Source organism: Halorussus lipolyticus (assembly GCF_029338375.1).
GTDB lineage: Archaea > Halobacteriota > Halobacteria > Halobacteriales > Haladaptataceae > Halorussus > Halorussus lipolyticus.
Map to the genome: position 1 here is coordinate 297,814 of NZ_CP119805.1, position 26,340 is coordinate 324,153.

Here is a 26,340-nt window from a genome sequence, read left to right on the forward strand (position 1 = left end):
TTAACAACGTTATGCCAACGATTGCACTCTACACCGCCACCGAAAACGAGTTAGGGAGTATACAGCGGGCCGCCGAGAGACTGACCGACATCGACCTCGTGGTCCGGTCCGAGAGCGACTTAGACGACGGAACCGACGTGGACGCCTTCGTGGACGAAATCGAGGAGACCGACGCGACTGCGGCGGTCCTCTGGCTTCACGGCGCGGAGGACAGCATGCCGGGCTACGACCACGCAGTCTCCCGGCTCCGAGACGCTGGCGTCCCCCTCGTCGTCAAATCGACCGGTGACGCCTTCGCCTTCGAGGACACCAGCGTCGCCGACGCCGACCGGGACCGGGCCTACGAGTATCTGGAGAAGGGCGGCGCGGTCAACGTCGCCAACCTCTGTCGGTTCCTCGCCGACGAGTACGTCAGTGGCGACGACTTCGACCCCGAGGCCCCGGTCGAACTCCCGACGGAAGGCGTCTATCACCCAGACCACCCCGGCGGGGAGTACGCCGACCTCCGGAGCGAACTGGACGCCGAAAACCCGACCATCGGCGTCTGGTTCTACGAATCCCACTGGACCCACGAGAACACCCGGTACGTGGACGCCATCGTCCGGGAAATCGAGGCCGAGGGCGCGAACGCCCTCCCCGTGTTCTGCAATCCGGCGACGGACACTGACGAGCAGGAAGACGCCGAGTGGGTCGTAGACGAGTGGTTCACCGACGACGAGGGCGACCCGATTGTCGATGCGGTCGTCTCGTCGTTCATGTTCTCGCTGTCGATGGACGAGCGCGGCCGGAGCGCCAGTAGCGAGGGATGGAATCCCTCGGGTAGCCGGACGGGGTCCGGCGACGACGAGGAGGACGGCGCAGAAGCGGTCTTCCTCGACAGACTCGGCGTGCCGGTCCTCCAGACGGTGACGACGATGCGCTCTCGCTCTCGCTACGCCGCCAGCGACACCGGAGTCATGGGCTTCGAACTCGCGCTGTCGGTCGCCCTGCCCGAGTTCGACGGCAACGTCATCACGCACCCGATTTCGGGCAAGGAGCGCACCGACGACGAGGCCGGCATCGGGAGCGCGCCCAAACAGCACTTCCCCATCGAGGACCGGGTGCGCCACGCCGTCGGCCTCGCGGTGAACTGGGCCGAACTCCGCCACACGCCCAACGACGAGAAGCAAATCGCGGTGGTCCTCCACAACTACCCGCCGAGCGACGACGGCATCGGCACCGCGTTCGGTCTCGATACCCCCGAGAGTACGGTTAACCTGCTGGACGAACTCGGCAGTCGAGGCTACGACTTGGGCGGCAGAAGCCCCGAGAGCGGGCAGGAATTAGTAGACCAGTTGACCGCACAACTCACGCTGGACGACCGGTGGGTCGCGCCCGACGACGTTCGGGACCTGAGCGTGGACGTGGTGGACGCCGACCGGTACCGCGACTGGTTCGGCGAGAAGGACGACCGATTCCGCAAGAACGTTATCGAGGAGTGGGGCGACCCGCCGGACCGACCCTTCGCCATCCCCGGCGTCGAGTTCGGGAGCGTCTTAGTGACGGTTCAGCCACCGCGAGGATTCGGGATGGACTCCTCGAAAATCTACCACGACTCGGACCTCCAACCGCCCCACGACTACGTGGCCTTCTACTCGTGGCTCCGCCGGGAGTTCAGGGCCGACGCGGTGGTCCATCTGGGCACCCACGGCAGTCTGGAGTGGCTTCCGGGCAAGACGGTCGGACTGGACGGCGAGAGCGCCCCGGACCAGTTAATCGAGGACATCCCGAACGTCTACCCCTACATCGTGAACAATCCGGGCGAGGGAACGCAGGCCAAGCGCCGGTCCTACGCCGCCATCGTTGACTACCTCACCCCGGTCATGTCCAACGCGGGGACCTACGACGAAATCGGCGAGTTAGAGGAACTGGCCCGCCAGTACCGCGAGGCCGGGATGGAGGACGCCCGCGCCGACGACGGCGAGAAACTGGCCGACGAGATTCGGGCGCTGGTGGACGAGTTGGATTTGGCAGTCGAGTTGGGCATCGAGGGCGAAATCGACCAGCGGGTCGCGGTGAGAGGTCCCGACGAGGCCGGAACCACGCTCGCCGAGGGCGAGGTTGCGGGCGACGACGTGCCAATCGAGGAGTTAGTCGAGCGAATCCACGAGTACGTGACCGACGTGAAGACGACCCAGATTCGGTTGGGTCTCCACACGATGGGCGAACCGCCGGCGGGCGACCGACTCACCGAGTACCTCGTGGCGCTCACTCGCCTCGAAAATCCGGGCGTGCCGAGCCTCCGAGAGAGCGTGGCGGGAGTGCTGGGCGTCGATTACGAGGCCATGTTAGACTCGCCCGGCGAGTACGACGACGACGGCCTCGGGATGACCTACGCCGAGGCCGCAGACGAGGTGTACGACCAGAGCCTCGAACTGGTCGCCCATCTCGCAGAGAACGATTTCGACGCCGAGGAGATAAACTGGAATCTCCTCGTGGTGGACATCGACCCCCTCGGCGACGGCCGGGCCGAGAGCGGCGCGCACGACGATTTGCGCGAGGTCCTCCAGTTCGTCTGCGACGAGGCCGCGCCGCGAGTTCGGGGAGCGACGGACGAGATACCCCGGACCGCCGACGCCCTGTCCGGCGAGTACGTCCCGCCGGGTGGGAGCGGTGCGCCGACTCGTGGGGGCGTTGACCTCCTGCCGACTGCCCGGAACTTCTACACGCTCGACCCCCGGAAGGTGCCCGCCAAGTCGGCGTGGCGCGTCGGCCGAGAGGTCGCAGACGGCGTGGCAGAACGCCATCGCTCCGAGGAGGGCGAGTATCCCGAGGAAATCGGCGTCGTGGCGTGGGGAACGCCCACGGTCCGAACTCGGGGCGAGACCATCGCGCAGGTGCTGGCGCTGATGGGGGTCGAACCCGAGTGGACCGACGCCGGGCGAATAGACGACGTGAACCCCATCCCGCTGGACGAACTGGGTCGGCCGCGAATCGACGTGACGACCCGCGTTTCGGGGCTGTTCAGAGACGCCCTCCCGCAGGCCGCCGGGGTGGTCCACGACGCGGTGGACGCCGTGGCCGAGTTGGACGAACCCCACGAAATGAACTACGTCAAGAAACACGTCGAGGACGACGCCGCGGAGTTGGAAGCCCAAGGCGCGGAGAACCCCGAGAAAGCGGCCAAGCACCGCGTGTTCACCACCCGGCCCGGTGGCTACGGCGCGGGGACCAACAAGGCGGTGGACGAGGGCGACTGGGACGACAGGGCCGACCTCGCGGAGGTGTACAAGCAGTGGGGCGGCTACGCCCTCGGGAAGCGAGGCAAGGTCTCGGACGCTCACGACGCCTTCGAGCGCCGACTGGGCAACGTCGAGGCAACCGTGAAAATCGAGGACACGGCCGAACAGGACGAGTTCGACTCGTCGGACTGGTACGCCTTCCACGGCGGGTTTATCACTGCTGTCGCAGAAACGGCGGGAGAGGAGCCAGCGTCCTACGTCGGCGACTCCAGTAATCCCGACGACGTGGACGTGTACACCAACGAGGAGAAGGTTCGGAAGGCGATGCGCGCCAGAGTCCTCAATCCCGAGTGGCTCGACAGCATGGAGGACCACGGTTACAAGGGCGCTGGCGACCTCTCGACCACGGTAGACGTTGCCCTCGGGTGGGACGCGACCACCGGAGTCGTGAGCGACACCCTCTGGGACGACGTGGCTGAGAAGTACGCCTTCGACGACGAAAGGCAGGCGTGGCTTCGGGACGTGAACCCGTGGGCGCTCGACAGCATCACCGACACGCTCCTCGAAGCCATCGACCGGGGCCTCTGGGACGCCGACGACGAGACCGAGGACAGACTCAGAGACCTCAATCTCGACGTTGACGGCGACTTGGAGGAGCGCGCCAGCGAGGCGGTTCCCGCGGAGGTGACGAGCGATGACGACTGACTCGGACTTTGAGGAGTACGCCGACCTCGGCGCGACCACCGAGAGCGCGATGGACATCGCCGAGACCAGCATGGACCGGGTGCGCGAGTTGGTGCCCGACGAGACGCTGGCCGACCGCCTGCGCCAGAAGTCGGTCCACGCGACCGGCGACCCCGAGTTCCAGCACTTGATGCGCTTTACCGGCGACGACGAGAGCGAACCGGTCAGGGCCGGTGCGCGGGCGGTCCTCGACCAGCGACCAATCGTCACCGACATCACGATGGTCGAGGCGGGCATCACGGGCCGAGGCCACGACTGCGAGGTCCAGAAGGCCATCGGCAACGGCGCGGAGTTGGCCGCCGAAACTGGGATGACCCGGACCGCCGCGTCGGTCCTCGAACTCGACAAGCGAGGCGTCTACGACGGTGCCATCGCGGTCGTGGGGAACGCGCCGACAGCGGCGCTGGCGCTGGCCGACTGCATCGAGGACGGCACCCGGCCCGCGGTCGTGGTCGCCACCCCGGTCGGGTTCGTGAAGGCCGCCGAGAGTCGCCAGCGACTCCGAGAGGTCGCAGACGCCCACGGCGTGCCGGTCGTGACCAACGTCGGTCGGCGCGGCGGAAGCGGCCTCGCGGCCGGACTGACGAACGAACTGGTTCACGTGGCAAGCGACGTGCGGGATGGCGAGGTCGAACTTGCTGAGACCTCGAAAGCATCGAGCGGGCAACCGCGAGATGGCGAGGAGGAACTGTGACCGACGACTACGACCTCGACTCGGGACCCGACCCCGCGGACTTCGCAGTAGCAGAGCCTGAGTCCGTAATCAGCGAGCGGGACCCGGTTCACGCGGTCGGCATCGGTCCCGGCAACCTCGACTACCTGACTCCCCGCGGCGAGCGAGCGATTCGGGAGGCCGACGTGGTGGTCGGGTTCGAGACGGTCGCGGAGTTCGTCGCCGACCGGACCGACGCCGACCTGCTGACCTGCGGCTATGCCGACGAGGACGAGACGCTGGAACGGTTCGGCGAGCGCGTGGCCGAGGGTGAGACCGGGACCGCGGTGCTGATGGGCGACCCGAACCACTCGGGCTACCAGTTCGTCGGGAAGGTCGAGCGGGCGGTCGAGCGAGCAGTCGAGGAGGCCGACGAGTCGCGTCCGGTCCGGGTCGTGCCGGGCATCTCGTCGCTCCAGATGGCCGCCAGCAGGGCGCGGACGCCGATGGAGGACGCGGCGTTCGTCACCCTCCACAAGAGCGGGGACCTCGCACCGGACCTCGACCGCCTCCGGGCGACGGTCGGCGAGCGCCACCTGCTGGTCCTGCCCCGGCCCTACGACTGGATGCCGGGCGACGTGGCCGGGGAACTCGTAGCCGCAGAGGCCGACCCGTCGCTGACGGCGCTGGTGTGCGAGCGCCTGACCCACGACGACGAGTCCATCACCCGGACGACGCTCGGCGAGTTGGCGGAACATGCGGGCGGGACGGCCCCCGAGGACACGCCGTTCTCGGACCTCTCGGTGCTGGTCGTGCGGGCGGAGTGAGACTCGTTGGTCCGCCGGAGTATCACGAAGATTTACCACTTTCTCGAACGAGAGTCAGCGCGTGGCAGTAACGCCGCGAATACTCGGCGCAGTGTTGGTCGGCGGCCTCGCGCTCTACGTGCTGTTGGTCAGCGCGCGGGTCGCGGTCCAGCGATTCGTCAACGTCGCGCAGGGCTACGGCGTCTCGGAGGCCGTCATCGGACTGACCGTGGTGGCGGTCGGCACCAGTCTGCCGGAAATCTCGTCGCACGTCATCGCGTCGGTCGGGATTCTCGCGGGCAGTCTCGACCGAGGAGTCGCGTCGGCGACAGTCCTCGGCGGGAGCATCGGGTCGTCGATAACCCAGCAGACGCTTCTGGTCGGGCTACTTCTGCTCGGTGCGGGGCGGGTGACGCTCTCGCGGTCGTTCGTGCGGTCGAGTTACCTTCCGATGGTGCTGTCGGCCGCGCTGGCGCTGACGCTGGCCGCGGATGGCACCCTTGCGCGCACCGAGGGCGTGCTGTTGGTCGGGGCGTTTCTGGTCTACGTCTACTACACCTACGACCGACGCGAGGAAGCGACGATTCCCGAGAACGTCGAAATCGAGAACGCGGACCCGCGGACCGACGCCGCGGTCGGAGTCGCCGGGTTGGTGGTCGTGCTGGCGAGCGCCTACGTCGCGCTCTCGGCGCTGGAACTGCTCGTCGCCAGCCTCGACCTCGGCGGGTCGCTGGTCGGCATCGTCACACTCGGCATCGGGTCGGCGCTCCCGGAACTCTCGACGGTCACGGAGTCGGTCCGCCGGAAGCGCCCGACGCTGGCGCTCGGGACGCTGGTCGGGAGCAACGTGGTGAACCCCCTGCTGGCGGTCGGTCTCGGTACCGCGATTTCGGGCTACCGGGTTCCGCGCGCGGTGGTGTTCTGGGACCTGCCGTTCGTTCTCCTCACCGGCCTCGGCGCGTTGGTCTACGTCACGCGCGTCACCGGCGGGCAACTCCGGCGGCGCGACGCCAGCGCATTCGTGGTCGCCTACTTCGGGTTCCTGACCGGGCACCTCCTGCTGTTCCCGAGCGGGTGAGAAACCCCCAAGAGACAACCATCCATTTCCTTCGAATAACTGAATATTTCTTTAGCGCGTATAAAGGATGTTTATACCGGGCACTCGCCGGGGCGGACAAACGGCTGGGGCTTGGGAAGGCGTTCGCGGCGACGATTCCGGCGATACCGTCTCGGCGCTGGTTCACAGAAACCCGCGACCGGTTCCGAGGAGCCAACAATCAAGGGTCTCCACCCGAGAATCGAAGTAATGACGCTCCTACTCACGGGCTACGAACCGTTCGGCGACCACGACCGCAACCCAACCGAGGAGGTCGCCCGCGAACTCGACGGGCAAGAACTCGCGGGCCGGGAAATCGTCGGGCGGGTCCTCCCGGTGGAGTTCGACCGGGCGGGCGACGAGATGCGCGACCTCATCGAGGCCCACGACCCAGAGGCCGTCGTCGCAACCGGCCTCGCGGCGGGCCGGGCCGCCGTCAGCGTCGAGCGCGTCGGGGTCAACGTCGCCGACTGCGTGGGAATCCCGGACAACGCCGAGGCAGACCCGCGAAACGAGCGCATTCGGGAGGCCGACGCCGAGTCAGAAACCCCGCCAGCGGCCTACTTCGCCACCCTCCCGGTGGTCGAAGTCGTCGCGGACCTGCTGGACGCTGGCATCCCGGCGCGGGTGTCCAACACAGCGGGGACCCACCTCTGCAACAACGTCCTCTACCGGACCCGCAACTACCTCGAATCGGCAGGTCTCGGCGCGGAGACGCCGATGGGGTTCGTCCACCTCCCGCTGACCCCGGAGGGCGCGGCGAAGAAGGCCCGCGAGGACGAGGCCGCCAGCGGTGGCGGCGTCGAACCCAGTCTGGCGCTGGAGACCCAGATAGCCGCAGTGAAACGGACGTTCGAGGTGACCGTCGAAGCCGACCGATAAAATAGTCCCGCCGAGGAGTCACCCGAGGCACCGCTCTCGAAGCGAGTTGTTCGTCTCGTTGGACTCGTTGATGGCGTCGGTGGCGTCCACGGTGACGGCGAACTCGCAGTCGGGGTCGTAGCAGTTCCGGGGCCGAAGCGGAATCTGGAACCGCAACGTCGCCGATTGGCCGGGCGCGAGGATTGGCGTCTCTCGGGTCTGCGTCCCGTAGGTATCGAAATCGACCTCCGTTTTCGAGGGGCCTGCCGGCGCGCTCCCCCGGTTTTGGACCCGGACGAACAGTTCCCGGCCGTCGCAGTCGATTTCCGCGGGAACCAAATCCGGAGCGTTTCCGCGGCCGTCTCCCAACTGCCGGGGTGAGACGCGCTCTACGTCCATCGTTCGGACGCCGTCGGCCTCGGCCGAATACACCGCTACCACGTCTAACTCGGTGTCGGCCTCGATGACCACGAACCCGGTGAGCAGTCCGCCCCCGCCGACCACCTCGAATATCTGCCGACAGTCGATTTCGAGCGCCCCGTCGGGACCCAACCCGAACTCCTCGAAGTCCGACGGTTCGGCCCTCTCGGCCGGGAAGGCCGGTGCGACCTTCCACCGGAATTCTACCTCGTCGTCGGCCGGGTTGTGGACGTTCACCCCGGTTCGGTAGCGACCGCGGGCGAATCGCTCGCCCTCGGCCTCGCCGCAGACGAACTTGACGGCGTACTGGAACCGCGGTCGGTCCTCTTGGCGGTCCGCGTCGGTCGCCTCCCCCACATCGACTGACTCCCAGTCGAAGTTCGGCAAACCGGTCCGTCCGGTCGCCGTCGCCCGCGCCGGAAGGCCGCCGAGGAGCGACACTGCGGTAACTCCCTGCAACAGCGTTCGCCGGTCGATGGTGTCGGTTTCTCGTTGGGTCATGTTCCACCCGCAACGGTATTCTACACTAACATCTATGAACATAATTCATCGTTCACGCCCGCCACGGAACATTTCTCGACCGCGGTTGATTGCGGGCCGGCGTAACCGAAGTTATCGCGTTTCGGACCCGAGTTGGCTCGATTTATTCCCGAGTTTCGGGACAGCGACGAAGGTTACCGCCGAGCAACCGCGACCCACACCATTACGTCCCGCGACTCCCACACCTTACCCATGACCGGCCTCGTCCAGCAGTTCGAGCGCGAGGCGACCGACGCCGGGTGCGCAGTCCGCCGGGTCGCCGCCGGCGACTTCGCCGAGGACTTCGCGGGTCTCCTCGAACCCCCGGCGGTCGGCGCACCGCTCCCCTTCGAGGGCGTCTCGCTCCCCGAGCGCGTGACCACCGACCCGACGCCCGGAGAACTCGAATCCGCCGAAACCGGCGTTACGCCCGCCAGATTCGGGATTTCCGACTACGGGTCGGTCGCCATCGAGTCCACGCCGGCGGGCGACGAGCAGGTGGGCCTCTGGCCCGGCCACCACGTCGCGGTTCTCGCCGAGAGCGACCTCGTGGCCGACATGCCCGCCGGAATCGAGCGCGTCGGCGAGATTGCTCGGTCGGGCGGCGACGTGGTGCTTGCCACCGGGCCGAGCGCCACCGCCGACATGGGCGAACTGGTGGTCGGCGCGCACGGTCCTCGGAAGGTGAGCGTCGTGATTCTGGAGGACCGATGACCGGGAGAACTGATTCCGCCCAGCGCCGCGAGGAGAAGGCCGCCCGCATCCGCCACCTGCTCTCGACCGAGGGCGAGAGCGTCGAGCGAAACACGCAGGGGTTCAATCGCGGGCGCTACGACGCCGTGGCCGACCTCTCGGACTACGAGGAACTGAAGGACCAAGCCCGCGCCGTCAAGGAGGACGCCATCGCGCGCCTGCCGGAACTCATCGAGGAGGTCCGCGAGTCGGTCGAGTCCCGCGGCGGGCACGTCTACCTCGCCGACGACGCCGACGACGCGAATCGCTACATCCGGGAGGTCGTGGAGGACGAGGACGCTGACTCCGTAGTCAAGAGCAAGTCGATGACCTCCGAGGAAATCGAGGTCAACGACGCCCTGCGCGAGGCCGGCGCGGAGGTCTGGGAGACCGACTTGGGCGAGTTCGTCCTCCAAGTCGCCGACGAGGCCCCGAGTCACATCGTCGCGCCCGCCATCCACAAGTCCGAGGACGACATCGCCGAGTTGTTCAACGCCCACTTCGACCCCGAGGAACCCCTCGAAACTGCCGACGACCTGACCCGGTTCGCCCGCGAGTACCTCGCCGAGCGCATCGCCGAGGCCGACGTGGGGATGACCGGCGCGAACTTCGTGGCGGCCGACACCGGGACGCTCGCGCTGGTGACAAGCGAGGGCAACGCCCGGAAGACGGTGGCCGCGACCGACACCCACGTCGCGGTCGCTGGCGTCGAAAAGCTACTGCCCCGGTTCGAGGACGTGGCCCCCTTCGTGGAGTTGATTGGCCGGTCCGGGACCGGGCAGGCGATTACCTCCTACGTGACTTTCCTGACGCCGCCCGGCGACGCGCCGACCCTCGACTGGGACGCCGACGCGACGGGACCGGCCGACGACCGGGAGTTCCACCTCGTCCTGCTGGACAACGGCCGGATGGCGATGCGCGACGACGACCAACTCCGGGAGACGCTGTACTGCATCCGATGCTCGGCGTGTCTCAACTCCTGCGCCAACTTCCAGCACGTCGGGGGCCACGCCTTCGGCGGCGAGACCTACTCAGGGGGCATCGCAACCGGGTGGGAGGCCGGCGTCCACGGTCTGGACTCCGCGGGCGAGTTCAACGACTTCTGCACGGGATGCACTCGGTGCGTGAACCAGTGTCCGGTGAAAATCGACATCCCGTGGATAAACACGGTGGTCCGGGACCGACTGAACCGCGGCGAGGGGCCGGCAGGAGGAGACGGAAGTTCGTTCGACTTCCTCGTGGATGGCTTGACTCCCGACGAGGAGACCGACTCCTCGGGTCTCGGCCTCCAGAAGCGGGTGTTCGGCAACTTCCCGACGCTCGCCAGACTCGGGAGCGCGACCGCACCGGTGTCGAACTGGGTGGCCCGCGCTCCCGGCGCTCGGGCGCTGGCCGAGCGAGTGCTTGGCGTCGATTCGCGCCGGGACCTGCCGGAGTTCCGGCGCGAGAGCCTGCGAGACTGGTTCACGGCCAGAGGCGGACCCGCGGTCGGGGACGCCGACCGCGAGGTCGTCGTCTACCCCGACCCCTACACCAACTACGTCGAGGTCGAACGCGGGAAGGCCGCGGTCCGGACGCTGGAGGAGTTAGGCGTCGAAGTTCGGATTCCGGACCTGCCGGCGACGGGGCGCGCGCCGCTCTCGCAGGGAATGATTTCGACGGCGGAATCGCAGGCCGAAACCGTCGCCGACGCCCTCGGGCCGATGCTGGACGCGGGCAGGGACGTAGTGGTCATCGAACCCAGCGACCTCGCCATGCTCCGGGCCGACTACCGGAAACTCCTGCCCGACGAGACCGCCAGCAGAATCGCCGACCGGAGTTACGAACTGTTCGAGTACCTCTACGGCCTGCTGGAGAACGGCGCGGACGCCGACGGCCTCCGGGCGGGCGACGGCGAGGAACTCGCCTACCACGCCCATTGCCAACAGCGCACGCTCGGGTTGGAGGAGTACACCACGGAAGTCCTCGGAGAATTGGGCTACGAGGTCCGGACCTCCGACGCGGAGTGTTGTGGCATGGCCGGGAGTTTCGGCTACAAGCGCGAGTACTACGAACTCAGCATGGACGTGGGCGCGGACCTCCGGAATCAGTTCGCCGACGCCGAGCGCGCCGTCGCCAGCGGGACCTCGTGCTGTGAGCAACTCTCTGCGCTCCGCGACGAGACGGTACCGCATCCGATTCGATATATCGCTCCCGACGAGTAGCCATAACTATATATCTATTAAAACATCCCGTATAGGTTCTAAAGAAATCAAATTCTGTCCCAGATGCGGCGAACGATTGCCCGGCGCGTGTGAGCGCGACGCCCGAAGGCGTCGCGCCGCGCGCGAGGGACGACCGAGGGAGCGGAGCGGACGAGGGAGGAGGTTGGGGAGGACGAGGTGCGGGGCGGTCGCGGTAGACGGCTATGTTCAAGCCGAAAGCTAGCTTTCCGGTCGTGTCCTTCGGTCAGTACTAATTAGCCAAAATCACCGACAAACCACTGACTAAATCCCCAAATAACTCAGGAATACCGATGGATTACGCTAGCCAACTCGAACTGTGGAAAGCGAACATCAAACAGAAATCCCGAAACGCCGACTCAGAGGTCCTGAAACGCCCCAACGAAGTCGTCGTGGTCGTCCAGTTCGTCGCGGGTGTCGTCCACCTCGGCGCTGAGGTCCTCGATTTCGGATTCGAGTTCGGCGTACTCCTCGCTGGCCTCTAGCGTCTCGGGGTCCTTCTCGGCTTCGAGGACCGCGCGTTTCGAGACGAGCGAGTAGTAGTCCTGCAGTTTCGCGCCGTAATCGACGCGGGTGAGCATCTGCTCGACGATTTCGTGGAGGTCGTCCTTCGAGACGGGTTTCACGAGGTAGTCGTCGAAGCCCATTTCGAGGATGTCGAAGTCCGGCTTGACCGCCGTCACCATGACGACGCGGCAGTTGAGTTCGCGCTCGCGGATTTCTTCGAGGACCTCGTCGCCGGACTGGCCCGGCATCCGGCGGTCCAGAAGCACTACGTCTACGGACTCGTCGAGAACGTTCAGGGCCTCGTCGCCTTCGTAGGCACTCCGCACGCGATAGTCGTCTTTCAACCACATCGCGTAAAGGTCAGCAACGTCTTGCTCGTCGTCAACGACGAGAACTGTCGATTGGTCGGGGGACATGGTCAGTCAGGCGCGCCTCGGATAACCTCTGGTTACTGACTGAATCATGCGACAAGATAAACTTATATCTTGTGGTTGCTGTCCGAGAACTATTATGCCCACTGATGAATTAAATGTTACATAAAGTGCCGAGGTGGGTCGTCGTCACGAGGAGCGAGACGGGACCGGAATCGAGTCAGAGGGCGTCGAAATACATTGAGAAGCGTCATCAGTTCACATTCCCTACACTTTTATTCACCGATATTTTCGGAACAACTAACTTGGTGTAGTTCGTAGCCGGAACTGGCTATGTCGAAGACCAGTGATCGCTTTTGCCACGGGCAGTGACCCGGAAACGACTCCGGAGCAACGATTCGAGCGACTCGTAGACCTCCCGCCGAGCGCCAAACTCGTCTACAAGGTGTTAGAGTCCGAGGACGCGCCCCTGACCCAAGGGCAGATACGTGACCAAGCGCTCCTCCCGGCGCGGACGACCCGCGACGCGCTGACCAAACTCGAAGACGAGGACCTCGTCGAGGAGCAGATGTACGTCCCCGACGCTCGCAAGCGACTGTACGAACCCCGCTCCATCGCGGACCCGGAGGAGATGGAACGGACCGCGTAGGGGGTAACATTCCCGATGGCACTTAAAGAAGTGCCATACCATGCAGTATAGCTATACGACTATCGGGCGGCTATTTGAACGCCTGCAGGGGTTCACCCGGTCAGACCGACGGTCTGGCAATTTGGGAGACCACTCGGCGTCGCAGGCAAGGGAGTCGTAGACAAATTACTGTGCCTCTGACAACCGGGGCGGTCCTGCCGCCCTGATTTCCGACTCGTGAGCGACTGCTGACCGATTCGGGGTCCGAGCGACGGGCATTCGTCAAAAAGAGACGAATTGGCGCGTCTATCTACTGGAACGCCTGCACCATGCCCCGATACGTCCGGTCCACGTTCCACGACGAGATGAACGTCGCCATGGCGTCCGAGAGGTTGGTCAGCGTCTCGGGGTCCACCGCGAGGCCGTGGGCCGTCGATGGCGGTTGAGCCTCGGAGTTCTTGAAGTCCTCCATCTGGCTCTGGAGGAAGGGACCGAAGGCGTCGGTGGGCACGTCGGTCCGGGGCGGAATCGACCCCTTCTTCGGGTTGAACCGCTTCTGGGCGTCCACGCTTCCGACGTAGCGCAGGAAGCGCGTCGTGGCCTCCGGCGACGGGTTATTGGTCGGGAAGGGGAACGAGTCCATGTTGAGCATGTAGTAGTTCTCCGTGCCGGGGAAGGTAACTTGGTTCCACGCATCGGGGAACTCGAAGCCGTCCTGCCCGCGGTACATGCCCGCGGCCCAGTCGCCTTGGTGGAAGAACCCGGCCTGCCCGTTGATGACTTTGGTGTTGGCCTCCGTCCAGCTAATCGACCCCGCGTCGTCGTTGAAGAACTCCCGGTAGTCCTTCACGATTTGGAGCGAGTTCTTGATGGCCTGCTGGTTCTGCTCGACTTTCCCCTCGGTGAAGGCGGTGTAGGTGTCCATCCCGTGTTCGCCGAGCAGAACCGTCGCCCAGAGTTGCATGGTGGACCATCCCGATTTGGTCTGGTTGGCCATCCCGACGGCGTCGGTGTTCTGCTGAACCTGCTCCATCGCGCCCACGAGGTCACTCGGTTTCGAGAGCGACGAGGGGTCCACGCCGGCCTCCTCGATGACGCTCACGTTGTAGAACAGGTTGTTGATGCGGTGGATGTTCAGCGGCACCGTCACGTAGCTACCCGAGGGCCGGGCCGCGTCCTTCGGTCCCTTGAGGTAAGCGTTCGTCATATCGTTGTGCGACCAGACCGACTCTTGGATGTCCTCCAACTTGTTGGCCCGCGTGTACGGAAGCAGATTCGCGCCGGGCCACGCCTGCCACGAACTCGGCGGGTTGTCGTTCAGCACGCGCTTCTTGATGACGGTCTGGAGGTTCTGACCCGCACCGCCCGACACCGGATTCTGGTTGACCTCGATGTCGGGATACTCCTGTTTGAACCCATCGAACAGGGCTTGAATCGCCTGCGCGCCGTCACCCCCGGTCCACCAGTGCTGTACTTCCAGCGTCTCGAAGTCCTGTTCGAGTAGACCGGTCAGTCCACCCAATCCGGCCACGCTCGCTGTGCCGGTCGCTTTCAGGTACGAGCGTCTCGAAAACGTGTCGTCGTTGACTCCCATTCGTACTCCCCCGAACGGGCACACCACGCACTCGCACTAATGATTTCCGACCATTTCGGCCGCGTAGACGCCGGAAGAAGGGATTACGTCGCCGAAAGCCCCTCGACGTTCTGCTGAAGTCGAATCGTCGCCGTGATGAGGAATCCGGCCACGAGGACGACGAAGACGTTCTCGACGGCCTGCACCACGACCGGATTCAGGCCCGCGACGACGCCCAAGTCCGCGACGCCGAGGACGCCCAGCGAGACCAGCACCGGGAGGAGGTGCCGACGAAGCGTGTCGAGGGCGGTCCCGCGGGCCATCGCCTCCAACTTCTCGGCGAACACCGCGCCGTAGGCCGCGAACGCGATGCTCCCGAGGCCCTTGACGAATTGGGCGACCACCGACTGGTCGATGAGGAGGACCGCGGTCCACTCGACCAGAATCACCACCACGAATCCGGCCTCGATTCGCCGGAGGGTGGCGAGCGAGAACCGCTGTTCGTGAGCAGGGGGAGCGAGCGCCGAGTTGTAGTAGACTTCCCGCATCGAGAACGCGAGGAAGACGATGCAAAACAGCAGGGCACCGTGGCCGAAGGCGGTCAGCGCCCGCGACCGGACCACCGACCCCGCGATGCCGAGGAGACCGTAGAGTCCAGCAGTCGCGCCGACCAGCGCCAGATAGCGCCAGAACGGTCGCTGGGACTCCATTCGCTCGAACCGGAGGTTCTGGACCGCGTAGAACCCGAAGAAGACCGCGGCGGCAGAGACGATGACCGACGCGAGGAAGTGGACGACTGCGGCGCTGGGGTCTCCGGCGTGTGCGGTGAGCGGCGCGAGCGCCATGTCTGTTCCGGGGGTTACGCCCCGCCCACTTAAATTGCGGCGCTATCGGGTCGAAACCGCGGGCCGACGCCGGGCCGGCGAACCACTTTCACGTTTGCCGGGGCTTTCAAGCCACTCGCTCCCGTCTAGTTCGGTGTGCATTCCCACGACCCGGACGAGACGCCCTGCCCGGTCTGTGGCAAAGCCTACGACCAGCGCGTCGTCGTGGAGCGCGGCGACCGATGGGCCGACGTGTTCGGCGGGCCGCCATTCTCCGCGCTGACGAAGTACGCCCGGCGGTGCGCGAGTCGCCACGACGTGGAGGAGGAGCGCGCTCGCAGTGAGAACGAGCGAGTGGTCTACTTCCACGACGACGGCCCGGCGGGCAGGCGGTAATCCCACCGAACGCGCCGACAGTCGCGTTCGAGGACGAACAGCGACGAATCCGGGACGCGACCGGGACGCGATTTTCGGGTTACAACTCGACGGACAGCGACAGGTCCCGCGCCAGCACCTCCAACTCGCGCCGGAGGTCCTCGGCCGTCTCGAACCGGGCCTGCTTGGTCGTCGCTAGCGCCCGAGTCACCACGTCGTCTATCTCCTCGGGGAGGTCGTCGGCGTGGGCGCTCGGCGGCCGAGGAGCGCGGTCCGGGTTTCGGATTTTTCGGGCGATGTCCGCGTTCTCGCCGACGAAGGGCGGTCGCCCGGCGAACAGCGCGTAGCAGAGTGCGCCGAGTTGGTAGACGTCGGTCGCGGGGTCCGGTCGGCCGAACCGCTCGGGCGCGAGGTGTTCCGGCGCGGCGAAGGCGGGCGGGACCGGTGGCGTTCGGACCTCGGCCAGTAAGTCCCCGAGGCCCCAGTCGCTCACTTTCGGGACGGGCCACGCGCCGAGGACGCGAGAGAGGCCGACCGCGCCGGGGTGAAGCGCGCCGTGGACCACGCCTCGGGAGTGAGCGTGACAGACCGCGGTGACGATGCAGTGGGCGTACCAAACCGCCCGCTCGAAACCGACCGACCCGAGCGCGTTCCGGAGGGTGCCGCCGTCCAGAAACTCGACTGCGAGCCACGGCCGGGGGTTCGTCCCGCGGGCGAGAACCGGCGCAACGTAGTCGTGGTCGTCGATGCCGGCCCACGCCCGGACGCCGGTTTCGAACGCCGAAGGGTCCACGCCGGTATCGGACCGGAGCGTCCGCACGACGACCACGACGTGCTGGCCGCCGTCGCTCGCCGAGGGGACGCGGGCCTTCACGGCGGTAGTGAGCGGACCGCCAACAACGTCTTCGAGACGCTCGAAGTCGGCGCGCTCGCCGTCGATTTCCGGGGGTTCTGGAATCAGGTCCGGCGGGCCTCGGTCGTCGGTTCCGGCGTCCGCTCGGTCGTCGGATGCCTGCTCGTCGTCGGCCTCCTCGGTGTCGGAGGTGTCGGAGGTATCGGTTCCGTCCCGGATTCGGACCGCCGGGCCGTCGTCGTCGGTGACTTCGACCACGCCGAGTTCGCCCCCGAGGAGGTCGGCGATGTCCGGGGTCGCCTCGATGGTCTCGGGGAAGCCGTCCTCGTCCAACCGGACGACGAGACGCCGGAGGGTCTCGGCGGCGTACCGGCGGGTGGCACCCTCGTCCTCCCGGACGATTTCGGCGAGGCGACCCAGCACGGGTTCGACGGCGAGGGGGTACTGCCGGGCCACGTTGGCGACGGCGAGGACGCCGTTCTCCCGGACGAGCGGGTCGTGGTCGTCCAGACTCTCCGTGACTTCCGAGAGCGCGGACCGGGCGCGCTGGGGGTATTCGTCGGCGATGTTGGCGACGGCCCACGACGCGCCCCGGCGGACCCATCGGTCGTCGTCGGTCAACAGCGGCGCGAGTGTGGACTCGACCGGGAGTCGCCACGACCGGTCGGCGTCGTCGGAGGCGAGTTCCGCGAGCGACCACGCCGCCTCGGCGCGGGCGGTGGGATTGTCGGCGTCGAGTTTCGCCGTGATGGTGTCGAAGTCGTCGTCGTCGTCGGTCCGGCCCCACCGCTCGCGGGCCTCCTCCCGGAGGCGTTTGGCCCGTTCGCGGTCGGTCGGTGAGTCCTCGTCGGCGTCGCTCGCGCTGGCGGACGAATCGCCGGCCGACGATTCGCCCGCGTCTCCGACCGCATCCCCGTCGCGTCCTGCCATCGGTATGGACGACCGGTGTCGCGCTCGCCGGATAAGTGTTGCTTCACCGTCTCGGACCCGGAAAAGAAATGTATAGTTGTCTTTCGGAAAGGAAGGGAATTTCTAAGCAAATGGTTATACTGTTGGCGGTGGCTCGGGACCGACGCCGACGCTCGCTCAGCGCGGGTCGCCGAGGCCGACCACGGCGTCGGCGAGTTCGCGGACGACCGACACCGACTCGTAGTCGTGGGCCTCGGGGTCGAGCAGGTAGTAGGCACTGCCGTCAACGCTCTCGACCCGGCCCGCCAGCAGGTGGAGGAACTCGAACGCCCGGTCGAGAGACACGGCCTCAAGCAGGCCGGTCAACGAGTCGAGGACCACCACAGTTCGGTTGCCGTTGCCGTTGCCGTCCCACGCTTCGAGGTACTCGCTGGCCCGAACGCCGAGCGTGGCGAGGTCCGCCGGGTCCTCGACTGTTTCCGCCAGTGGGAGGGCATCGCCGGGGGGCGAACGCGCCGGCCCGCCGGGGACGTTCGCCGACGCCGAGCGAGCCATCTCGCCGACGGTGACGAATCCGACCTCGGCGGGGGGTTCGCCGACGTGGCGCTTCCAGTCGCCGAGCCATTCGTCGGGACCGTCGCGGTAGGAGAGGACCAACAGGTTCGTCTCGGCGGGACGGCCTAGAACGTCGTACACCTCTGAGGGCACACCAGCAGGCGACGCAGAGACCCCCAAGAGCGTACTCGATGAGGAGGGCTGTGAACGAGACACAGAAGAAAATAGACACCAACGCACTTAAAATTTAGTAGGGCAATGAAAATCCGAGTCGGTGCGCCCCGCCGGAGAGAACAGCGAGACGTTCGGCCGACGGCACGGCGGTCCGCGACTCTCGGGTCTCGGACAGGTCGCAAAAGCTAACACCCGTGAGTGTGTGGAGTCGGCCAAGTCACATGGGTATCGGGCCAAAGAACTGGCAGTGCAAGGACTGCGGGCGGCGACATCGCAACGACCGCAAGCAGTGCGTCAAATGCGGGTACAGTGTCTTAGAACCGGTAGACAACGAGGAGCGCGCCGGCAAACTCACGAACGCGATACTGGCGCTTCTGCCCGCACTCCTCGCCGCGCTCACGATGGGACTGCTGGCGTGGGTCCTCTTCTTCTGAGATACCAGACGCAGGCCCCCAGCATCGCCAGCGTTCCGTAGAGCGGCGGCGTCGCCAGTGTCAGCACCGGTTCGAGGACGCCGACCAGTCCCGCGCCGGGCGTCCCGACCAGCGCCCGCCGGACGTTCGCCAGCGTCACCGCGAAGTTGGCGACGAACGCGCCCGCCACGAACAGTTTCCGGGCGGGTCCTCGCTCCAGCAGGTAGAGCAGGGGAATCATCGGGACGAGCAGGTAGACGAAGTAGAGCAGGAGCGACGGGAACCCGACCACCATCACAGCCATCGTGGCGAAGATGGCGACGAGGCGCGAAATCGGCTCGGACGCCGGATTCGATTCAGACTCCGGACTCGGCTCGGACGCCGAACTCGGCTCCGAAATCCGGCGGTAGCAGTACCAGACCACCGGCGCGAGCAGAAGGAAGGCCAGCGGCCCGTAGAGCGAGGCGTCCAGACCGGGCAGAAGCACCGAAATCGGCCGCCGGAGCGTCAGCAGGGCCGCCTCGGCCGGAAGGCCGCCCGCGAACTCCGAACTCGACAGTCGAGGAGCGACCGCGACCTCCAGAAACGTCAGATGGGCCTCGACGCCGAAACCGACGACGCCGAGCGTGAACAGGCCGATTCCGGTCAGAGTCGCTGTCCCAATCGCTCGCCACGCCCGCTGGCGGAGCAACCAGAGGCCGACCACAGCGGGAAAGAGTTTGACCACCGCCGGGAGCGCGAAGGCGACGCCGGCCGCCGACTCACGATTGCTCTCGAGCCACCGGAACCCCGCGACCAGCGCCAACAGGAGGAGAAAGTTGGTCTCGCCGTAGAGCAGAGTCGAAGCCGAGTGGAGCGAGACGAGGGTGAACCCGGCGACGAGGCCCCTGTCGAGCCACGGAAGCGGTCGCTCCCGGTACTCCTCGACCCACCGGACGAGGAGGCCCGCCGCACCGAGAGCCACGGCGACGTTGAGCAGGGTGAACACGGCGAACCCGGCCTGCCAACTCCCGAGGACGACGAAGGGGACGAACACGGGGAGCGTCACCGGCGGGTAGACGTAGCCGTAGGTCGGATGGGCCGGCGGCGAGGCGGCGTAGAAGTCCCTGCCGGCGACGAGGGCCTCGCCGGCGAAGTAGTAGACCTGAAAGTCCATCCCGACCATCTTCGGGTGGCGGAGGACGGTGGCGACGAGGCCGACGACGCCGAGGAGAACGCCGACGCCGAGGACGATTCGGGCGTCGCGGGGAGTTTCGGGCGCGTTCATTTGTCAGTCGTCCACACTCGCCTCGGGCGACCAGTCGTCCAAGGTCTGTTGCACCGCCTCCTCGCCGACGGCGCGGGCCAGCGTCTCGAACCCGGCGCGTTCGGCGCGCTCGTCGGCACCGGCCAGCAGGCGCGAGACGATGAACTCGGGCGTGGACTTGCCGACCGTGCCGAACCGTGGCTGGTAGTCCACTTCGAGTTCGAGGTCGTCGTCCAGTCCCTCGGCGAAGATACCGTCCTTCCGGGCCTTGCCGGGCAGGGGCTTGAGGTCGTCGGCGAGGTGGGTGACGAAGACGCCGAGCGCGCCCCGGTTCACCGTGAGTCGGACCAGTCCGTGAAGCAGGTCGGCGGCGCTTCCGGGTTCGGTGATGGCCTCGAACTCGTCCACCAGCATCAGGGTGTCGGACCCCTCGGTCAGGGGCGGGACGATGCTCCGGAGCGTCGATTCCAGCACGCCGGCGTTGAAACTCGCGTGTCTGCGGTGGAACACGATGTCCTCGGAAATCGAGACCTCGGCGCGCTCGGCCGGGACCGGCAGGCCCATTTGGGCCAGCAGGGCGACCTGACAGAGCGTTTCGAGCAGGGTGGTCTTACCCCCGGAGTTCGCGCCGGTCAGGACCGACACCCGGTCTCCGGCGGGCGGGGTGGGGTCGCTATGGTCTGTTTCCGGTAACTCGTGACCGCCCACCGCGTAGGTGACTGGCTGAACGTCCTCGTCGCCGGCCTCGATGGAGACGTTCCGGGCGTTCCGGACCGCGAAGCCGTCGTCTCTGAACGCTGGCCGGGTCAGGTCGAAGGCGGCGGCGAACCGGGCCAGCGAGAGGTTGAACGCGAGGTCCGAGACTTCGGCCTCCGCGGAGTCGATTGCACCCTGATTCTCGGCGATTCGGCCCCTGAGTCGCCGAGCGACCGACCGCTCGCGCTCCTCGACCGATTCGCGGAGGTCGGCCCGGAGTTCCCGCAGGGTGGCGTTCACGAAGTCGGCGGCGTCCACCGCCTCGTCGGGCGTGGCGTCTCGCACCCGCTGGAATCCGGCGTCGGTCTCGCTGGCGACGTAATCCACGACGACCTCGCCGAACTCGGCCCCGGCGCGGGCCTCGTCGCGTATCTCCTCCATCGCGTCGAGGGAGTCGCTTGCGAGCGATTGCACGCCGTCGAGGGCGTCGCGGAGCGAGTCAAGTTCGTCGTCCACGCCGCGGGCCACGTCGCCGCCGTCCAAGTCCGAGAGCGCCGACGCCGCAGATTCGAGGTCGGCGCGGTCGATGTCGGCGGCGCTGGCGAACGCTCCTTCCGAGAGGCCCGCATCCCGTAGCGCGAGGACGGTCCGGACCGCGGCCTCGTCGTCACCGATGCGGTCGTTTTCGGCGTACTCGGCGAACGCCGACAGGACGGCCTCGCGAGTCTCGCCGTCGAGGAGCCGCCACGACTCGGTGGCGTCCATCACGGAATCGAGACGCTCCTCGGCAGACTCACGCTCCATCAGCGGGGTCAGCACCCGGATTCGGTCGGCGGCGTCCTCGGTCACGGCGTAGTCGCTGGCCACGCCGAGGAGTTCCTTGTACACGGCGCGGGTATCTCGCGTCGAGAGGACGGCCATCCCCTCGCCGCCGTTGGCCCGCCGGAGGATTCGGGTCGCGCGCCCGCGAGACAACCCCGCGGAGACGAGCGCCCGGACCTCGCCGGACTCGATGGCTTCGACCGCCCGCTCTGTGCCCAACTCGGCCTCGAGGCGCTCGCGCGTCTTGGGTCCGACTCCCCAGTACTCCTCCAGTCGCATATCCGAGACGTGCGGGCCGCGGCTCTTAATGGTTGCACAAGCCCTTTCAGCACGACTAATTGTTTGTTTAAGAATTTTAATGGAGTTCGAAAGAACGGATTTTATTTCTTTGCGGTCGGCGCGTGCGAGCGAGACGCCCGCGGGCGTCTCGCCGCGCGCGAGGGACGAGTGAACGACCGCAGGGAGTGAACGAGGAGGTTGGGGAGGACGAGGTGCGGTTTCGGGGCGGTGCGGGAGACGGCTTTGCTCAAGCCTGAAGCTAGCTTCTTTCCACTTCACCCACTTTCCGTGCCGACCAACCGAGACAAAACATCTCCCGACCAACTACTCCCGACAAAACCGTTCCCTGCCGACCAACCCAGACGAAGTTCACTTCTGCTGGCCCGAATCAGTTCGATTCGAAAAATTTACTCTCGAACGTCGAACGAGGCGAAACGCTAACAACCACGGAGTGTGTGTCGTGGGACGATGCTAAAGCCGGAGGGTGACGGGACCGGAGCGCGAGGAGACGCCCTACAAATCGTCTACGTCGGGGACGGGGCACGCGCAGAAGCCATCGCCGAGGAGACCCACGCCGAGGTCAGGTGCGAATCGCGGGGGACGACCGCACTCGACCGAATCGAGGACGGCGAAGTCGATTGCGTGGTCGCCGAAGACGACCTCCCGAGCGTGGGCGGCCCGGAGTTTCTGGGCGCGGTCGGCGAACTCTACCCCGGTGTCGCGCGGGTCATGCTCGCCGAGTCGGTCGCCGACGCGCCGTCGAACATCGCGTTCGTGCCGATGCAACCGCGAGACGACCTGCCAGCGCGGGTCGCTCGGCGGGTCGAGCGCGCCGTCGAGCGACTGGCGGCCCGGCGCGAGCGCGACCGACTGAACGACCGGGTTGAGACGCTGGTCGAGGAGTCGCCCGACCCGATTTTGACCATCGACGACGAGTGTGAGATAGTATTCGCCAACAACGCCATCGAGCGCGTCTTCGGCCGCGAACCCGACGCCATCGTGGGCGAATCGGCGCTCGAACTGATAGACGAGTCGGTTCACGACTGCTTCGAGACCGCCGTGAGCGAACTCTGCGACGACGAGGGGCAGGTCGAACGCGACTACGTGGAACTGCCGGGAAAACACCGCGACGGCAGGGAGGTTCCCCTCGCCATCTCCTTCCGGGAGACCGAGCGCGACGACACCAACTACTTCTCTGCTATCGTCCGCGACGTGAGCAAGCGCAAACGCCTCGAGGACCGTCTCGAAGCCGAGAAGCGAAAGACCAAGGAACTCCACGAGGTCGCGGTCATGCTCGAGGAGTGCGAGACCCCCGACGAGGTGTGTCGCCTCGCTGTCGAGACCGCCGAGCAGTTGCTGGAGTTCGACCTCTGTGTGGTGGACACGATGGAGGACGGCGAACTCGTCCCGCGGGCCGTCTCGAAGGGCGTCCCGACCGACGGCTACTACACCACGACGCCCATCTCCGCCGAGGACAACCTCGCGGCGCGGGCCTACCGGGAAGGCGAATCTCTCCGGACCAGCAACCTCCACGACGAAGGCGTGGACCCCGCAGAGAGCGGGTATCAGGCGGCCCTGACCGTCCCCATCGGCGACATCGGCGTGTTTCAGGCCGTCTCGCAGGAGGCCGGTGCCTTCGACGAGAGCGACTGCGAACTCGCCGAACTCCTCTCGTCGCACGTGGCCCAGTCGCTCCAGCGGATTCGCTCCGAGAGCGCCCTGCAGGCCGAGCGTGACCGATTCGCCGCGCTGTTCGAGAACGTGCCCGAACCAATCATCGACTACGGGGCGCGCGACGGTCGGCCCGTGGTCCACTCGGTCAACGAGGCCTTCGAGGAGGTCTTCGGCTACGAGGCGGGCGAGGCGGTCGGACGGGAGATAGCCGACCTCATCGTGCCCGACGAGCGACGGTCGGAGTTCGAGCGCCACGTCGAGCAGATGAAGGACGACGACCATCTCAACACCGAGGTTCGGAGACAGGGAGCAGACGGCATGCGGGACTTCCTGCTCCGGACCGCCAGCGTCTCCGGCGAGCGGTCCGGCGGGTACGCCATCTACACCGACATCACCGACCGCAAGCAGTTGGAACGCGACTTGGAGCGCGCCAATCGGAAGTTCGAGGAACTCCACCACGTCGCGGTCAATCTCGAAGGACTCAACACCGCCGACGAGATTTACGACGAGACCGTCGCGGCCGCCGAGGAGATTCTTCAGTTCGACATCTGCGGCGTGGCCATCGAGGACGACGGCTACCTCGTGCCGCAGGCCACGACCTCGGAGTTCGACGAGGACGACTACAAGATACTCCGCACCGACGAGGGAATCGCCGGGAAGACCTATCAACACGAGGAGACGTACGTCATCGAGGACATCCGGCAGACCGACGAGGGGCGGCGCGTCAACGACGACCTCAAGTCCTTCCTGAGCGTCCCCCTCGGCAAAGAGGGTGTCCTGCAAGCCGGGTCGCGGGCGCTCGGCGGGTTCGACGACGAGGACGCGAAACTGGCGGAACTGCTGGTCTCTCACGCCTCCGAGGCGCTCCAGCGGGTCCGCTCGGAGTCGGCCCTGCGCGAGGAGCGCGACCGGTTCGCCGCGCTGTTCGAGAACGTGCCCGAACCGACCGTGCGTTACGAACTCCGGGACGGCGACCCGGTCATCAAGTCGGTCAACGAGGCCTTCGAGGAGACCTTCGGCTACAGCGAGGCCGAGGCGCGGGGCGAGTCGATAGACGACCTGCTGGTGCCCGACGACCTGCAGGGCGAGGCCGGGCGACTCAACGAGCGAGTCCGGCAGGGCGAGCGCGTCGATGCGGAGGTCAAGCGGACCGCCGACGGCGGCGTCCGGGACTTCCTGCTCCGGAACGCCGAGGTGTCGGGCGACGACGGGAACTACGTCATCTACACCGACATCACCGAGCGCAAACAGCGCGAGGAGATGCTCGACGCGCTCCACCGGACGACCCGCGACCTGATGTCCGCCGAGCGCCAGCGCGACATCTGCGAGACCGCGGTCGAGACGGCCCGGAACGTCCTCGACATCCCTCACGCGACCGTCTTCCGGTGGGACGACGACTCGGAACTGCTGGAACCCTTCATCATGCCGGAGGACACCATCACGACCATCGGCGAGGCCCCGGCGTTAGAGCGAGGCGAGGGCATCGTCGGGACCGTGTTCGCAGACGGCGAGTCGGCGCACCTCGAAAACGCGTGGAATGACCCCCGAGCGGCAGAGAACGGCTCTTCGAGCATCCGAGCGTTCGGCGCGTTCCCGCTGGGCGATTGGGGCGTGATGACCGTCGCCTCCGCGGAGGTGGGCACGTTCGACGACTACGAGATAGACCTCGTGCGGGTGCTGGCGGCCAACACCGAGGTCGCGCTCAATCGGGCGGCCCGCGAGGCCGAACTCGCCGACCAGCGAAGCCAACTCGCGGAACTCGACCGCATCAACGAGGTCATCCGCGACGTGGACCAACTGCTGGTTCGGGCCTCGACCCGCGAGGAGATGGAGCAGGCGGTCTGCGACCGACTCGCCGAGTCGGCCCACTATCGGTTCGCGTGGACCGGGAAGGCGATGGCAGGGGCGAATCAGGCCGAACCGAGCGCCTTCGCGGGCGTCGAGGAGGGCTACCTCGAAGCCATCACCGAGATGCGCGACGAAACTCCTCGCGGGCCTGCCCAGAAAGCCCTCGAAACCGCGGCGGTGCAGGTCGTCCAGAACGTCCCCGAGGACGACGGCTTCGCACCGTGGCGCGAGCAGGCGCTGGAACGGGGCTATCGCTCGGCGGCCGCCATCCCCCTGCGCTATCGGGAGACGGTCTACGGCGTCTTGTGCGTCTACGCCGACCGGGCGAACGCCTTCGACGACCGCGAGCAGGCGGTGCTGGCCGAACTCGGCGAGACCATCGGTCACGCCATCAACGCGGCCGAGAGCAAGAAGGCGCTCCTCTCGGACGCCGTGGTCGAAGTCGAGTTCGAGATTCGTGACGGCGAGGGGTTCTTCGCCCGAATTCCCCGCGAGGAGGGCGGCGAGTTCGCGCTCGACGGCGTGACCATGACCACGGACGGGTCGTTCGTCTACTTCATGACCGCCGAGGGAATCGACCCCGACCGGGTGCTGGAGAGCGCCGAGTCAGCCGACGACATCGGGCAGGCCCGCCTCGTCAACGAACACGACGACGGCAACCTGTTCGAGTTCGTCTACACCGGCCCGTCGCCGCTCGAAGAACTGGCCAATCACGGCGGGACCCTCCGGGACGCCAAGTTCACCGCGAACGGTGGCCGGAGCGTGGTCGAACTCCCGCGGAACGTGGACGTGCGCTCGGCGGTCGAGTCGATTCAGGACTCGATTCCCGGCACCAAGGTCGTGGCCCGCCGGGAACGCGAGCGACCGGAGCGCACCGTCGAGGAGTTCCGCGCGACGCTGGAGGACGACCTGACCGAGCGCCAGCGGTCGGCCCTCGACGCGGCCTACTACGCCGGGTTCTTCGAGTGGCCTCGGGAGAGTACCGGCGAGGAGGTCAGCGAGTCGCTCGGGGTTTCGGCCCCGACCTTCCACCAGCATCTGCGGGTCGGCGAGCGGAAACTCCTCTCGGCGTTCTTGGACGAATAAGGGGTTTTTACGGCGGTTTCGGTCGGCGAACCAACCGCCATCCTCGGCGGACTGAAAGGGCGAGCGCGGTTCGCGTTTGCGTGGTCGTCTCCGGCGGCCCTATTCGAGCGCCGAGCGAAGCGAGGTGCGAGAATATCCGCTGGAGCGACCGCGAACCGCGCGAGGGCTTTCGATACCTCCGTCGCTGTTTTTGTGGCAGAGTTGGATAGGTCACGAGAAACAAGGTTGGAAGCG

At 66.6% G+C, this 26,340-nt stretch carries 19 protein-coding genes; 11 read left to right on the forward strand and 8 right to left on the reverse strand.

Going from position 1 to position 26,340, the window contains the following annotated elements:
- Positions 1–11 precede the first annotated feature (11 nt).
- The 5 genes from cobN (at position 12) to P2T57_RS18475 (ending at position 7,401) form a co-directional block, all read left to right on the forward strand.
- Positions 12–3,926, forward strand: coding sequence for a cobaltochelatase subunit CobN (cobN, locus tag P2T57_RS18455; RefSeq protein WP_276302211.1), 3,915 nt, complete (start codon positions 12–14; stop codon positions 3,924–3,926).
- Complete coding sequence (locus tag P2T57_RS18460) at positions 3,916–4,659, forward strand: precorrin-8X methylmutase (RefSeq protein ID WP_276302212.1); 744 nt, start codon at positions 3,916–3,918, stop codon at positions 4,657–4,659. The genes cobN and P2T57_RS18460 overlap by 11 nt, the downstream gene beginning before the upstream one ends.
- On the forward strand, positions 4,656–5,444 hold the full coding sequence (locus P2T57_RS18465) for a cobalt-precorrin-7 (C(5))-methyltransferase (protein ID WP_276302213.1): 789 nt from the start codon (positions 4,656–4,658) through the stop codon (positions 5,442–5,444). Before P2T57_RS18460 ends, P2T57_RS18465 begins: the two co-directional genes overlap by 4 nt.
- A gap of 61 nt (positions 5,445–5,505) precedes the next feature.
- Positions 5,506–6,501: a sodium:calcium antiporter gene (locus tag P2T57_RS18470; protein ID WP_276302214.1), complete on the forward strand. Its 996-nt coding sequence runs from the start codon at positions 5,506–5,508 to the stop codon at positions 6,499–6,501.
- A 228-nt stretch (positions 6,502–6,729) separates the two neighbouring features.
- Positions 6,730–7,401: a pyroglutamyl-peptidase I gene (locus tag P2T57_RS18475; RefSeq protein ID WP_276302215.1), complete on the forward strand. Its 672-nt coding sequence runs from the start codon at positions 6,730–6,732 to the stop codon at positions 7,399–7,401.
- Positions 7,402–7,419: 18 nt separating this feature from the next.
- Here the strand turns inward: P2T57_RS18475 and P2T57_RS18480 are convergent, their stop codons facing one another.
- Positions 7,420–8,301 carry a CARDB domain-containing protein gene (locus tag P2T57_RS18480; RefSeq protein WP_276302216.1) on the reverse strand — a complete coding sequence of 294 codons (882 nt, stop codon included), beginning with the start codon at positions 8,299–8,301 and terminating at the stop codon, positions 7,420–7,422.
- A 231-nt stretch (positions 8,302–8,532) separates the two neighbouring features.
- Between P2T57_RS18480 and P2T57_RS18485 the strand changes: the two genes are divergently transcribed.
- Together P2T57_RS18485 and P2T57_RS18490 are read left to right on the forward strand one after the other, a co-directional pair.
- Positions 8,533–9,033, forward strand: coding sequence for an LUD domain-containing protein (locus P2T57_RS18485; RefSeq protein ID WP_276302217.1), 501 nt, complete (start codon positions 8,533–8,535; stop codon positions 9,031–9,033).
- Complete coding sequence (locus P2T57_RS18490; RefSeq protein WP_276302218.1) at positions 9,030–11,255, forward strand: LUD domain-containing protein; 2,226 nt, start codon at positions 9,030–9,032, stop codon at positions 11,253–11,255. The genes P2T57_RS18485 and P2T57_RS18490 overlap by 4 nt, the downstream gene beginning before the upstream one ends.
- 377 nt (positions 11,256–11,632) lie before the next feature.
- Here P2T57_RS18490 and P2T57_RS18495 read toward each other — a convergent pair whose 3' ends face one another.
- On the reverse strand, positions 11,633–12,196 hold the full coding sequence (locus tag P2T57_RS18495; RefSeq protein ID WP_276302219.1) for a HalX domain-containing protein: 564 nt from the start codon (positions 12,194–12,196) through the stop codon (positions 11,633–11,635).
- A 301-nt stretch (positions 12,197–12,497) separates the two neighbouring features.
- Between P2T57_RS18495 and P2T57_RS18500 the strand changes: the two genes are divergently transcribed.
- The gene (locus tag P2T57_RS18500; RefSeq protein ID WP_276302220.1) at positions 12,498–12,800 is read left to right on the forward strand and encodes a hypothetical protein; all 303 of its coding nucleotides are present in this window, start codon (positions 12,498–12,500) and stop codon (positions 12,798–12,800) included.
- 289 nt (positions 12,801–13,089) lie between these two features.
- Here the strand turns inward: P2T57_RS18500 and P2T57_RS18505 are convergent, their stop codons facing one another.
- Both P2T57_RS18505 and P2T57_RS18510 read right to left on the reverse strand, forming a co-directional pair.
- Positions 13,090–14,373, reverse strand: coding sequence for an ABC transporter substrate-binding protein (locus P2T57_RS18505; RefSeq protein WP_276302221.1), 1,284 nt, complete (start codon positions 14,371–14,373; stop codon positions 13,090–13,092).
- Between the two features lie 83 nt (positions 14,374–14,456).
- Positions 14,457–15,197, reverse strand: a complete 741-nt coding sequence (locus tag P2T57_RS18510) for a hypothetical protein (protein ID WP_276302222.1) — start codon at positions 15,195–15,197, stop codon at positions 14,457–14,459.
- A 135-nt stretch (positions 15,198–15,332) separates the two neighbouring features.
- Between P2T57_RS18510 and P2T57_RS18515 the strand changes: the two genes are divergently transcribed.
- The gene (locus tag P2T57_RS18515; protein WP_276302223.1) at positions 15,333–15,572 is read left to right on the forward strand and encodes a hypothetical protein; all 240 of its coding nucleotides are present in this window, start codon (positions 15,333–15,335) and stop codon (positions 15,570–15,572) included.
- A gap of 79 nt (positions 15,573–15,651) precedes the next feature.
- Here P2T57_RS18515 and P2T57_RS18520 read toward each other — a convergent pair whose 3' ends face one another.
- Together P2T57_RS18520 and P2T57_RS18525 are read right to left on the reverse strand one after the other, a co-directional pair.
- Positions 15,652–17,334 carry a protein kinase domain-containing protein gene (locus P2T57_RS18520; protein WP_276302224.1) on the reverse strand — a complete coding sequence of 561 codons (1,683 nt, stop codon included), beginning with the start codon at positions 17,332–17,334 and terminating at the stop codon, positions 15,652–15,654.
- A 156-nt stretch (positions 17,335–17,490) separates the two neighbouring features.
- Complete coding sequence (locus P2T57_RS18525) at positions 17,491–18,108, reverse strand: DUF7504 family protein (protein ID WP_420028555.1); 618 nt, start codon at positions 18,106–18,108, stop codon at positions 17,491–17,493.
- A gap of 155 nt (positions 18,109–18,263) precedes the next feature.
- On the opposite strand from P2T57_RS18525, the gene P2T57_RS18530 reads away from it, so the two are divergent.
- Positions 18,264–18,476 carry a hypothetical protein gene (locus P2T57_RS18530; RefSeq protein WP_276302226.1) on the forward strand — a complete coding sequence of 71 codons (213 nt, stop codon included), beginning with the start codon at positions 18,264–18,266 and terminating at the stop codon, positions 18,474–18,476.
- Here the strand turns inward: P2T57_RS18530 and P2T57_RS18535 are convergent.
- Together P2T57_RS18535 and P2T57_RS18540 are read right to left on the reverse strand one after the other, a co-directional pair.
- Positions 18,439–19,722, reverse strand: coding sequence for a glycosyltransferase family 87 protein (locus P2T57_RS18535; protein ID WP_276302227.1), 1,284 nt, complete (start codon positions 19,720–19,722; stop codon positions 18,439–18,441). The genes P2T57_RS18530 and P2T57_RS18535 overlap by 38 nt on opposite strands.
- Positions 19,723–19,725: 3 nt before the next feature.
- Complete coding sequence (locus tag P2T57_RS18540; RefSeq protein WP_276302228.1) at positions 19,726–21,498, reverse strand: MutS-related protein; 1,773 nt, start codon at positions 21,496–21,498, stop codon at positions 19,726–19,728.
- A 468-nt stretch (positions 21,499–21,966) separates the two neighbouring features.
- Here P2T57_RS18540 and P2T57_RS18545 point away from each other — a divergent pair, with 468 nt between their 5' ends.
- Positions 21,967–26,106 carry a GAF domain-containing protein gene (locus tag P2T57_RS18545; protein ID WP_276302229.1) on the forward strand — a complete coding sequence of 1,380 codons (4,140 nt, stop codon included), beginning with the start codon at positions 21,967–21,969 and terminating at the stop codon, positions 26,104–26,106.
- Positions 26,107–26,340: the final 234 nt, after the last annotated feature.